Consider the following 11,684-nt stretch of genomic DNA (forward strand, 5'->3'; position numbering starts at 1 on the left):
TCTCCTTTGTAATTTTTATTTTAAAGTTGCTTCATATTCTTTGATGATAGTTAACGCACGATCTTTATTTTGTTCAATCGCATGAATTCTTTTTTCTAAAATGACACACCCAACTAATCCTAAACCAAGCCATAAAATCATCGGTAGCATACCTTTTGCAGACATAAATGGAAATAGTTGGTCAGAAAAAGGCGTCAAATAGCTTAAAATCCCCACAAGATTGACCAAACCTTGAGCGTAATAATAATATTTTGCAAAGGGTAGTCGACTTTCCTTGTGCCAATATTTTTTCACTTGTTCAATTACCACCAAAATCCCTACTAAAAATAGCGTGATTGGTATAATGGCTGTCATTTGATGATAACCAATTAGTAAAAACGCCCAATGCATGTTACTGAAGAAGTAAGCAGCCGTCATGTAGCGAATGAGCAAATAACGATTGAAATACATGGTGTTCAAGCTCGTTTCCTGTCTTCTTTGTTTTAAAGCAATCTTTTCTTGATTAACCATTCTCATACTCCTCCAGTAGCATTTATCATTGTTTACTTCACTAAAAGATAGAAGCAACTTAAAATCTAAAATAAATTTTCGCCATTTGAAGCAATGACTTCTTTATACCAGTTGAAAGATAATTTAGGTGAACGCGCATAAGTACCGTTACCTTCATCGTCTTTATCTACATAAATAAAGCCATAACGTTTACGCATTTCTCCTGTACCGGCTGACACTAAATCGATACAGCCCCAAGGAGTGTAGCCCATCAAATCAACACCATCTTCATCCACGGCTTTGATCATTTCTTTAATATGGGCACCTAAATATTCAATACGATAATCATCATGCACCATACCATCTTCTTCGACCTTATCAATAGCACCAAAACCATTTTCAACAATGAATAATGGCAAATGATACATATCAGTAAACCAATTCAAGCTGTAACGTAAGCCTTGTGGATCAATTTGCCAATCCCATTCACTCGCTTTGACATATGGATTTTTCACTAAGTCTTCTGTTTCAAGGTAGTCAAAGTGTGGATTATTTTTGCGATGACTATCAATCGCAAAGGACATATAATAACTAAATCCAATATAATCAACCGTACCTTCACGTAAGATTTGTTCATCTTCTTTAGTGAAGTCGACCTTGATCCCTTTACGTTCCCAGTATTTCAAAATATGATTTGGATAGAAACCATGGATATGAACATCAGCGAAGTAATAACGTTTTTCCATCGCTTTTTGCGCCATCAAGATATCAGCTGGTTTACATGTAGCTGGATAAATCGGACACATCGCAATCATACAACCGATTTCAAAATTAGGGTTGATTGCTTTACCGGCTTTGACTGCTAATGCTGATGCCACTAACTCATAGTGTGCGGCTTGATACATAATCGCTTCACGATCATCGCCTTCTTTATAAACAATTCCTGAGTTGGTAAATGGGGCGAAATCTTCTTGATAATTTGCTTGGTTATTGATTTCATTAAAAGTCATCCAATATTTCACTTTATCTTTATAGCGTTCAAAACAAACCGTTGCAAAACGAACAAAGAAATCAATGGTCTTGCGGTTCGTAAAGCCACCATATTCTTTGACTAAATGGAATGGCAACTCAAAGTGAGATAAAGTGACGACTGGTTCGATGCCGTGTTTTAAGCATTCATCAAACAAATCATCATAAAATTGTAGACCCGCTTCATTTGGCTCTAACTCATCGCCTTTTGGAAAAATACGTGTCCAAGCAATCGAAGTACGAAAACACTTGAAGCCCATTTCTGCAAATAAGGCGATATCTTCTTTATAGTGATGATAAAAATCAATCGCTTCATGGTTTGGATAATATTTACCTGGTAAGACACCGTCAGTAATTTCACGTGGTACCCCATGACGACCCGCAGTCATCACATCGGCAACGCTCATTCCCTTTCCACCTTCTTGCCAAGCACCTTCTAATTGATGGGCAGCCACCGCACCGCCCCATAAAAAGTTTTCTGGTAATTTTGTCATTACAATTCGCTCCTTAAGCACTTTTTGTAAAACGCTTTCTCATTACACCCATAAGTTTAATTGATTGGTACAAATTAGTCAAGTGCTAATCAATTAAAAAATAAAATTTCATCAAATAATCAGTATTCAAGTGGCTATTATCAAGCTTTATATAATGTGTTTTATTATATTAAAAAAACAGTTTTCATTATTTAGAGGGTTAAAAATAAAATTCACAACACCCAGTACAAAAAAAGAAGCTTCTATTGAAAGAAACTTCCGAAATGGTTTTATTTGCGTTTGAGTTTGAATTTTGTCCATGGTTGAATAAATGGTAGTAAAATTTGCTCTTCTTTAGCGATTTTGCCGACTTTATTTTTACGAGAATCTTCGTGCGCGGTCAAGACAATCTGTAATTCATTCTTGTAACGATCAAAGTCATCATTGCCAATCACGACATCCCCATAAGCAAAAGGCGCTTGATGGTCATGTGCAGGATTAGCCACATCTTTGTAAATGACACGTGGTTGAGAAGAACGGACCGCAAATTCATTGATGTCTCCGCGTCGCACGTGTTGCGGATAATCAATAATTTTTTCTTCAATTGGCGAGATGTCCGGCACTGTTTCAACTGTCAATTCGATTTGATAACGATTGACTTGCGATAAGGCCACTAATTCTTCCTCACTCGCATAAGCATTACCGATAATCACCACATCGATTAAATCAGTCGCAAATAAATGTTTGGCTTGGACGTCAATCGGTAAATCACGGTGCATTTCTAAAGTAGGCAGACCATCATTGACATTCCAAGGGCCTAGATTGCCAACATGACTGGAAACAAACGCTGCGGTCTTAATGCCTTGTGCTTTATAATGACGCGAACAATCGATAAAGAAATCATAACCTAAGCCGGTATTGCGTTGCGGATAGAAGTTATGGCAGCCGTAAATAAATGGGCGATTGGCTTGGTAAGAAAGCATATTTTCCAGTTGTAAGACGTTATTGCTCATATTTAATTCGATATTTAATTGGTATGGATTATACGTCAACATCGCCTCGGTAGCGCTATCAAAACTTTCATCTAAACGGACAATATCTGCGCCTAGTTCCGCAAAAAATCCTAAATCCTGATAAGATATACCAAGCTGAGAGAAAATCGCCGGTGAAACATCCAAACTCACTTCAAAGCCTAACTCTTTGGCATAATGGATAATCGATTGGAACTTCGCCTTGACTGCTTCTTTACCTTCGCTGACTTCTAACATACTCATAAATAGCCGCGTAAAACCTAATTCAGCTGCGCGTTTGAGATATTGGCGGTCTTTTTGGGCATCACTGTGATCTGGATAGATAGAAACTCCTAATTCGCGTTTCAAAATCATACCTCCTAACAAAAAAGGGGACGAAAAATTTGCCCCCTTTTACAATTTGATTTTATTCTGCTAATTTGGCTTTAATTTCAGCTAATTCTTGATGGATAGCCACCACTTCACCAGCTAAATCCTTGAAAGTAATTGCATTCATTAAGTGATCTTGTGAATGGACTGTTAATAAATGCACTTCTACTGGATGACCAGCTGCTTCTTGTGCTAGCATTTCTGTTTGTGAATTATGTGCTTCTACTAAAGCTTCATCAGCTTCTTTTAGCTTTTCTTGTGCTTCGTCAAATTTGCCTTCTTTGGCTGCATAAATCGCTTCAAATGCTAAACTTTTGGCATTCCCACCATTGATAATTAGCCCCATGGTTGCCATTAATTGTTCTTGGTCGCGTTGTTCTTTTGTTTTTTCCTCTGCCATTTTATCCCTCTTTACCTAATTATTTACCCATTAATTCATAGGCTTGAGTAACGACTGCGGCACCATCCATCATACCATATGCACGCATATCGATGACTGCTAAAGGAATATCTGCGCCATTGTTACGGCCAGCTAATTTTTTCTTGAAGTCGTTTTGCATGTAACGAACTTGTGGGCCTAATAATACCACGTCAATTTTCTTTGAATCTAATTCATGATCCGCTTCACTCGCTGAAACGGCAAAAATTTCTGCGTCTTTTCCTTGTTTTTCGGCAGCTTCTTTCATTTTTGTCACTAATAAACTTGTAGACATCCCTGCTGCACAACATAACATAATTGTTTCTTTTGCCATAATAATTCCTCCTACGCACATCTTTCATCTAGATGCAAACGTTTTCTGATTACACAATAGTTATAACATATTGGTACAAATTTTTCAAGTAGGAACAAATAAAAATATCACACACCTTTCATAAAAAATCAGCTACCTACCTTTTACGAGTCTATGATATTTAGTGTTGTTACTCAAATGGAGGATAACACTGAATATCTTTTTTATAATCATAATAATAGAAAAAGACATCTGTTTCCTCTATAATTAAGTCGACCAAAACCATTAAGGAGTAAAACAAGATGTCTTTACTAAATAATATCAAAAAAAACTGTCTAAGTACAACTACTTTTATCAAAAAACTTCTTTCGATTAAAGATGATAATATTACTTTCTCTACTTTTGCGGATGCACTTTCTGAAGAGATAGTACATGGTGTTCCTTCTAAAGTCTTTTCCGGCTTACTCTCATACCCTGAAAATCCATACTGTTGCCCTAAATGTGGCGGAATTGTTTCCGTCATTAAACATACGCCCAAAGCTAGCCTAATTCAAATGATTCCCTATCAAATGGTTCCCACTTATCTTCGTTTATACAAGCAGCGATATCGTTGTAAAGATTGCGATCATACTTTCAGTGCTACTACAAATATCGTTGATGAAAATTGCTACATTTCAAAAGCGTTGAAATTCGCTATTCTTAATGACTTAAAGCAGAAATGTTCTATGACTGATATTGCTAATCGTTACTTCGTTTCCCCTAAAACGGTTGAACGTATCCTAAAGTCCTACACTTATGAGGTGAATCCTTATACCTACCAAAATTACCTGAATGCCTATTGGTTGATGAATTCAAAGGAACGAAAGATTGTAATACAAAATTATGCTATATTTTTAGCGATGGAGAAACTGGGAAAATTATTGATATTCTAAATTATCGTAGGGATTTTGCGATTAAAGACTATTTTCTGCACTTTAACTTGGAGAACCGATGCCGTGTGAAATATGTGGTAATGGATATGAATGCCTCTTATCCTTATGCTATCAAAGAAATATTTCCTAATGCAGAAATAATCATTGATCGTTTCCAGATTGTCCAACAATTGAATCGTGCTTTGAATAATAAACGAATTCAAGTCATGAAAGAACAAAAAAATAAGGAATCTCGTCACTATACGAAATTAAAAAGATATTGGAAATTCGTTTTAACATACGAGGATAATCTGGATTACGTGAAACGTTCACAGTACCCATTATTCGATAAAAAATTCGTCACTCAAACAGAAGTTGTAGATACCTTACTCTCATTTGATGAAGGCTTCAAGCAATGTTACGAGATTTATCAAACGCTGCTCGGACACTTCAAAGACAAGGAATACAACAAATTTTTCAATATTCTCTATAACTTACCTCAAGACTTAGATAAAGATTTTAAAAAGTCAATTAAATACTTAACCAAACAAACGCGCAATGTAAAGAATGCTCTAAAACTGCCTTATTCAAACGGAAAACTAGAAGGTAAAAACAATTTAATCAAAGTTCTTCAACGAGTTTCTTTTGGATTTAGAAACCTTGAAAATATGCGAAGAAGAATCTTTTTATACGAAGAAAATTGGCAAACGAAAAAAACCAAAGAAACGAAAATGTAGAAGAAAAACTGCTTAAAGCCTTTCCTCAATCGCCCACACATGGTAACAGATGGCTTTAACAGCTGTGCAAGGGCTACGCAAGTAGACAAGTCCACCCTTGCACACTTCAGCCACCTGTTCGTACATAAGCGTCGATTGAAAAAAGAAAAGAAAATAAAAAAAAAAGAGAAAGCATTCATAAAATAACTTTCTCTCTAATCGACTTAATTGCCAACAACACTACTTGACAAAGAGCCTCTAAACACCTACTTGTTTTTGATATTCGTTGATTGTATATCCGAACTTTAGCTAAAGTTGTGCCTTAATCAGCGCTAATTCTTTATGCAATTCAACCATTTATTCAGCCAATTCTCTAAAAGTGAGTGCATTCATGAGATGGTCTTGAGAATGGGTAGTTAAAAGATGCACCTCTATTGGATGACCCGCTGCCTCTTGAGTGAGTATTTGGGTTTGTGTTTGGTGTGCATTTAATAATTCTTCATCCGCTTCTTTTAGTTTCTGATACGCTTGTTCAAAATCGCCCTTTTTCGCTGCACAGGTCGCCTCAAAGAATAAACTTTTAGCATTTCCACCATGAATAATGAGGCCCATTTCCGTGGTTAATTGTTCTTGATTTCGCTGTTCTGGCGTCTTTTCTGATGACATGTCGAACCCCTCACTCTCTAAGCAAACGTTTTCTACTATTATGCTTGAAGAATCAATATTTGTTAAGATGGTCCGCCTAAATGAACCGTATGCCATTATACATATTCAGCGTAATCACAAGCAAAACCACCACTTGATACACCTTTCTAACTTGGGCTGTTTTTAGTTGTTTGCTTAAAAACGCTCCGATAATTCCACCTAAAACGGCTGCCGGTATAATATACATTAACATTTTCAAATCAATCCCTATGAAATGGGTAGATACACCAACCGTAATCACCTTGGTTAATTGAGAAAATAAAATGGTACAAATCGAGTAAATCGTCGCCTCTTTTAACGGCATTCCAAACATTAAAATCAACAATGAAACATTAATCGGGCCCCCACCAATACCGAGAAAACTAGCAAGTATACCTAAAGCTAGCCCACAAATGGCAAAACTAAGAAGGGAATGAAACGCAAAATGTTTACTCTGATAAGAATAGAGAAACGCCGCCACCAAAGTAATAATCGTTAAAATAATTTGAATGCCGTTGACGATTGAGTCTGAATGGTAAAATGACTTCATAAAATAAAAACCAAAATTGCCAAGATAACCACCTAAAACAGCCCCTACTGCCAAAGCCATCATTTTCGACCACTTAATTTCAAAACCGTATTTGATTTGACGATAAGTCGAAACCATCGCCATGACTAAAACAGCAAAGCTAGAATAAAAGGAAATAGAAGCGACATCATGGAAATGGAAAAAGTCCATCACCGGTTTAATAATCACACCGCCACCCATCCCAGAGACAGCTCCCACGCTATTGGCTAGGATGATAACTAAAAAATAGATAATTCCTATCATAGGCGGCATCCTTCCAACAGATACAAATACTCATTGATTCGTGGGACAAATTCCTCTAATAACGTTTGATATCCGCAAAATTGATTTTGTTGATCTACATACATCGCCTCATTCAATCGTTTACATCCTCCTCTACACATTTGGTAAAACGGACACGACTCACACATTTTAGGTAAAGTAGCCGTTGGACGAGAACATAAGAATCTCTTGGAAACCTTACTTAAAAACATTTCTTTTAGTCCAATTTCACAAATATTTCCTAAATAATATTCGTCCAAAGCATAAAAATCACAAGGAAAGACACTGCCATCGCCTTCAATCACATATTGGATTTGACAATTCCCTAGCATGCCACAAGCAGTAACTTGATGGCGCACCAATAAATTGATAATGTCATCAAATTGCTTAATTGAGAAATAATGTCCTTTAGTTAATTCTTTTTGCCAGTACGAAAGCATTTCGCGATAAAAACGAGCATATCCTTGAGGGGTTAAAGCGTATGAATTAGGTTCTGTCGCATTGAGTTCTGCTAGACAAGGGATAAACTGGATGTATGAAATCCCTTGTTGCTGGATAAAATCAAAGACTTCTTTGGCGTGGTAGGACAATTCTTCCGTTACCACGCATAAAACATTGTAGGCTATTTCATATTGGTCAAATAATTTTTTTGTCTGTAACACTCGATGAAAAGTCCCATTTTGTTTGGCGTCTAAGCGATTTTTATCATGAAAAGTAGGGGTCCCATCAATAGATAAACCTACCAAAAAGTTGTTTTCTTTGAGAAATTGGCACCATTTTTCATTGATAATCATGCCATTGGTTTGAATGGCATAACTAACATTCACCTTTTTGGTCTGTTGCTCAACACAATGGATGACATGCTTAAAATAATTCAATCCAGCTAAAGTAGGCTCTCCCCCTTGAAAAGCCAAATGGAGTTCATCCCCATCATTTAAGTCTTTAAAGAGATTGGGCACCATTTTTTCAACCGTCTCTTTGGTCATTTTGCCATAAGATTTGACTTCTCTTAAGGAGGAAACATCAGCGTAAAAGCAGTATTTGCACCGAATATTGCATAACGACGAAGCTGGTTTAATCAAAATGGAAATCCGTTTCACGCTGATTCACTCCTTTGTTCGTATGAGTCTCATTCATTCGCTGTGCTTCTGTGTTTTAATGTGGCAGTAATATGCGCCAATGGTACTTGGACTAATTGATTATTCTGCACAAATCCTTCTTCCCGATGCTGCAAAATCTGCACCATATTTTCTTTGAATTCATTTACTAAATAACTAAATTGTTCTATATTTACTAAATTATTTTGTTCAAATGGATCAAGCTGTAAATCAAAGAGTTGATATTCATTTTTTACAGGGTACCAAATAAACTTGTACTTTTCTGTAAGAATAAATTGACTTGAATCTTCCCCAAGACTATGCTCTCCATGAATTTGTTTACGCCAACCTGCATGACAATCAAACAACAGAGATTGCATACTCATTCCATCTGTTTTTGCCTCTTTCTTCAATGCAAGATCCACCAAAGTCGGAAAAATATCTTGTAATTGCACTAATCTGCGTATTTTATGATTCGGCGCTTCGATGAGATTGCCTGGATCATAAATAAACAAGGGAATATGGATACTTCCTTGATAGGGATAGCCTTTTCGGAATAGATAGTGCTCTCCTAGCTGGTCCCCATGGTCAGAAACAAAACAAATAATCGTATTTTTATCATGTCGAAATTCTTTTAAAGCAATCAATAATCGATTAATCTGTTCATCAATATGTGAGACAAGACCGTAATAGCCAGCAAGCATTCTCTTTTGTGCGTCGGGTTTTAGGCATCCCTTTAGCGCTGTAATATCTGGTACGCCTGTAGGTTTTTCTTCCCAATTGCCAATATGCAGATCAATATCTTCTGTTAATCTTTGCATATATTGGTCAAAATAATATTTCGGCGGATTTAAAGGGGCATGTGGTTTTTCAAAAGATAATTTCAAGAAAAATGGGACAGTGGGATCCTTGGTTTTCAAGAAATCAATCGCCTCGCTAACTACCCAATTGGTTGGATGTAAATACTCTTCATGCATCCAAGGTCTTGCCTGCCATGAATTGCAATGCAGCCCATCATCGATCATATCCGCATGAAAACCTAATTCGCTTTTTAAAAATTTCAAGTAATCACTACTATTTTCAAACTGTTCCCCGTATCGCTTATCATACTTGCGATCCACATGCAAATAACCATCATGCAATCGAACATGGTCGAAGCCTAACCGTTTTCTAGAAGGATAGACATGCATTTTTCCTATACATTCCGTTTGATAGCCTTCATTTCTAAAAAATGCAGGTAAAGTATTTTCATAATCCCAATTTACCTCATCTTCATAGCCCACTCTACCAGAATGTTCAGGATTTAATCCAGTTAATAAGCCAACTCTAGCTGGAACACAACTTGGGACGGTAGAATAAGCATTTTCAAAGTTATAACCTTGACTTGCCATCATGTCTAAAGTCGGTGTACTGATGAACTGATCCACACTATTGATAGACAATGCATCTGAACGCATTTGATCGACAACAATAAGCACTACATTTGGTCTACTATCTGACATTAATACCCTCCCTTTCTAAATAAATTATCCGATAGCTAAAATCTTCAAACTATAGCAGATAATTGATAAAATCAAGAAAATCCAAATTACTCGTGTTGAATTTAAGCTCTTCTTTCCTAGCAAATAATAAGCTAATCCTACAAGCGCTATTGGCACAAGCGCTGGCATAATTTTGTCAAGCATATCCGTTTGTAATAAAACGTCTTTTTTACCTATTACAATTTTAAAAGGCACCATTACTTTTACAACTGTCGGTACCAAACCACCAATGACTAACACACCTAACAACGTAGCAGACTCGGTTAAATCTTGAAGCAAGCCACTCATGGTTGAAATCAATTTCTTTCCTTGTTTATAAGCAATTGGTAATTCAAAATAACGTAGGCCTAAAATAATCGCTGCAACGACTAGCCATAGAATAACCCCTAATGGATTCCCTTCTAATCCCATATAGGCAGCTAATGACCCTAAAATTGTAGGAATTACTGCACCGAATAAAGCATCACCAATAGCAGCAAACGGACCCATCATACTTGTCTTTAAGGCAGCTACTGTTTCTTTAGATTCAATTCCTTCTTCTGATTGAATGGCTAGGTCCATACCGATAATAAAAGCGCTGAGGAAAGGACTCGTATTAAAGAATTGTAGCTCCGTTTGCATGATTGCCTTTAACTCATCCTTATCGTCATACATTTTTGCTAAGGCAGGATAAATCGCACGTGCATAAGCTACTGACATCATTCTTTCATAGTTCCATCCTAGTTGTCCACCAAACATATAACGTAGACTCACTTGGCGTAAATCTTGTGGGGTTAATTCATAATTAGATTTCGTCATCGTCAATTTCTCCTTCCACAGCCACAGCTACTGAGTTTTGTAATTTTTCTTGGATCTGGCGTTTTTCTTGTAATTTCTTATAGTAAATAATTGCTAATGCTAAACCAAATAGGGCAATTCCCATCATCGGTACTTGTAAGTAAGCTGCTAATAAATAACCGATAATCAAATATGGTACAAATTTTTTAACTGGCAAGTATCTTAACAAAATGGCAATTCCGACAACCGGTAAGACTGCACCGGCCAATTTTAGTCCACCCATTAACCAATCTGGTGCATAGGTTAAGATGGTTTTCACAACTGCATTACCGAAAATCAATGAAATCCCCACTGGAATCCCTCTTGAAAGTGCAATAGGTAATAAGCTCAGCCAAGCCACGCGATTAATTTTATGAAATTCGCCTTGTTCCACATATTTATCTGCGCGGTGCAAGAAATAGATACCACAAAAACGAGCCAAAATATCTAATTGCACCAATAACAATCCCACTGGCACAGAAATCCCTATCGCAAATTCTAATCCTTTATTACTCACAACTCCTAATGCGGTTCCAATGATTGCGCCTGTACCAAAATCAGGGATAGAAGCACCACCAAAAGTTCCTACACCTAAAACCATCAATTGTAATGTTGCGCCAACTAAAAGCCCTGTTTGAATATCTCCCATGATAATTCCAGCTAAAAATCCTGCAATTGCGGGTTTGCTCAATTGTAAACCGGAAATATATGGATCAATCCCTCCTAACATTGCTAATATTGTTAGCAAGATGATTTGTACTGTGGATATTTCGCTCATCAAAAACTCCTCCTCATTTTTAATTTATTAAGCTTTGTTTGCTTACCACACAATCTTTGCACCCATTAACCTCTTTTTCATGAAGCGTCCAAAAGCCCTATCCCTCATAACTTTTATTAATCACACGCACCATGTTTCCGTTTTCATTTTCATTTTAACTCTATATTTA

11 protein-coding genes and 1 pseudogene are annotated in these 11,684 nt (G+C 36.7%); 1 reads left to right on the forward strand and 11 read right to left on the reverse strand.

The window, feature by feature from the left end; translation table 11 throughout:
• Window positions 1-15 precede the first annotated feature (15 nt).
• From I567_RS01220 to I567_RS01240, 5 genes are all read right to left on the reverse strand, one after another.
• A complete protein-coding gene (locus I567_RS01220) occupies window positions 16-510 on the reverse strand; it encodes a hypothetical protein (protein ID WP_016250435.1) in 495 nt (164 codons plus the stop codon).
• A 65-nt stretch (window positions 511-575) separates the two neighbouring features.
• Window positions 576-2,012 (reverse strand): 6-phospho-beta-glucosidase, encoded by a 1,437-nt coding sequence (locus tag I567_RS01225; RefSeq protein ID WP_016250436.1) that lies wholly within the window; start codon window positions 2,010-2,012, stop codon window positions 576-578.
• Between the two features lie 269 nt (window positions 2,013-2,281).
• Window positions 2,282-3,370, reverse strand: a complete 1,089-nt coding sequence (locus I567_RS01230) for a DUF871 domain-containing protein (RefSeq protein ID WP_016250437.1) — start codon at window positions 3,368-3,370, stop codon at window positions 2,282-2,284.
• Between the two features lie 58 nt (window positions 3,371-3,428).
• On the reverse strand, window positions 3,429-3,791 hold the full coding sequence (locus tag I567_RS01235; RefSeq protein ID WP_016250438.1) for a PTS lactose/cellobiose transporter subunit IIA: 363 nt from the start codon (window positions 3,789-3,791) through the stop codon (window positions 3,429-3,431).
• Window positions 3,792-3,810: 19 nt separating this feature from the next.
• Complete coding sequence (locus I567_RS01240) at window positions 3,811-4,143, reverse strand: PTS sugar transporter subunit IIB (RefSeq protein WP_016250439.1); 333 nt, start codon at window positions 4,141-4,143, stop codon at window positions 3,811-3,813.
• Between the two features lie 281 nt (window positions 4,144-4,424).
• Here I567_RS01240 and I567_RS13140 point away from each other — a divergent pair.
• A pseudogene (locus I567_RS13140) lies at window positions 4,425-5,786 on the forward strand (ISL3 family transposase).
• A 320-nt stretch (window positions 5,787-6,106) separates the two neighbouring features.
• On the opposite strand, the gene I567_RS01250 reads toward I567_RS13140, so the two are convergent.
• The 6 genes from I567_RS01250 to I567_RS01275 form a co-directional block, all read right to left on the reverse strand.
• Window positions 6,107-6,415 carry a PTS lactose/cellobiose transporter subunit IIA gene (locus I567_RS01250; RefSeq protein ID WP_016250442.1) on the reverse strand — a complete coding sequence of 103 codons (309 nt, stop codon included), beginning with the start codon at window positions 6,413-6,415 and terminating at the stop codon, window positions 6,107-6,109.
• 76 nt (window positions 6,416-6,491) lie between these two features.
• A complete protein-coding gene (locus I567_RS01255) occupies window positions 6,492-7,265 on the reverse strand; it encodes a sulfite exporter TauE/SafE family protein (RefSeq protein ID WP_016250443.1) in 774 nt (257 codons plus the stop codon).
• A complete protein-coding gene (locus I567_RS01260) occupies window positions 7,262-8,383 on the reverse strand; it encodes a radical SAM/SPASM domain-containing protein (protein ID WP_016250444.1) in 1,122 nt (373 codons plus the stop codon). The genes I567_RS01255 and I567_RS01260 overlap by 4 nt, the downstream gene beginning before the upstream one ends.
• Before the next feature lie 29 nt (window positions 8,384-8,412).
• Window positions 8,413-9,882, reverse strand: coding sequence for a manganese-dependent arylsulfatase (locus I567_RS01265; RefSeq protein ID WP_016250445.1), 1,470 nt, complete (start codon window positions 9,880-9,882; stop codon window positions 8,413-8,415).
• A 24-nt stretch (window positions 9,883-9,906) separates the two neighbouring features.
• Window positions 9,907-10,719, reverse strand: coding sequence for a PTS system mannose/fructose/sorbose family transporter subunit IID (locus tag I567_RS01270; RefSeq protein ID WP_016250446.1), 813 nt, complete (start codon window positions 10,717-10,719; stop codon window positions 9,907-9,909).
• Window positions 10,706-11,515 carry a PTS mannose/fructose/sorbose/N-acetylgalactosamine transporter subunit IIC gene (locus tag I567_RS01275; protein WP_016250447.1) on the reverse strand — a complete coding sequence of 270 codons (810 nt, stop codon included), beginning with the start codon at window positions 11,513-11,515 and terminating at the stop codon, window positions 10,706-10,708. The genes I567_RS01270 and I567_RS01275 overlap by 14 nt, the downstream gene beginning before the upstream one ends.
• Window positions 11,516-11,684 lie beyond the last annotated feature (169 nt).

The sequence above is a fragment of the Enterococcus cecorum DSM 20682 = ATCC 43198 genome (genome assembly GCF_000407565.1).
Lineage (GTDB): Bacteria > Bacillota > Bacilli > Lactobacillales > Enterococcaceae > Enterococcus_E > Enterococcus_E cecorum.

Excerpts from the sequence above, each read along its gene's own strand:
- I567_RS01220 (WP_016250435.1), bottom strand. The coding sequence starts at position 510 with ATGGTTAATCAAGAAAAGATTGCTTTAAAACAAAGAAGACAGGAAACG.
- I567_RS01225 (WP_016250436.1), bottom strand. The coding sequence starts at position 2,012 with ATGACAAAATTACCAGAAAACTTTTTATGGGGCGGTGCGGTGGCTGCC.
- I567_RS01235 (WP_016250438.1), bottom strand. The coding sequence starts at position 3,791 with ATGGCAGAGGAAAAAACAAAAGAACAACGCGACCAAGAACAATTAATG.
- I567_RS01240 (WP_016250439.1), bottom strand. The coding sequence starts at position 4,143 with ATGGCAAAAGAAACAATTATGTTATGTTGTGCAGCAGGGATGTCTACA.
- I567_RS01250 (WP_016250442.1), bottom strand. The coding sequence starts at position 6,415 with ATGTCATCAGAAAAGACGCCAGAACAGCGAAATCAAGAACAATTAACC.
- I567_RS01255 (WP_016250443.1), bottom strand. The coding sequence starts at position 7,265 with ATGATAGGAATTATCTATTTTTTAGTTATCATCCTAGCCAATAGCGTG.
- I567_RS01265 (WP_016250445.1), bottom strand. The coding sequence starts at position 9,882 with ATGTCAGATAGTAGACCAAATGTAGTGCTTATTGTTGTCGATCAAATG.
- I567_RS01270 (WP_016250446.1), bottom strand. The coding sequence starts at position 10,719 with ATGACGAAATCTAATTATGAATTAACCCCACAAGATTTACGCCAAGTG.
- I567_RS01275 (WP_016250447.1), bottom strand. The coding sequence starts at position 11,515 with ATGAGCGAAATATCCACAGTACAAATCATCTTGCTAACAATATTAGCA.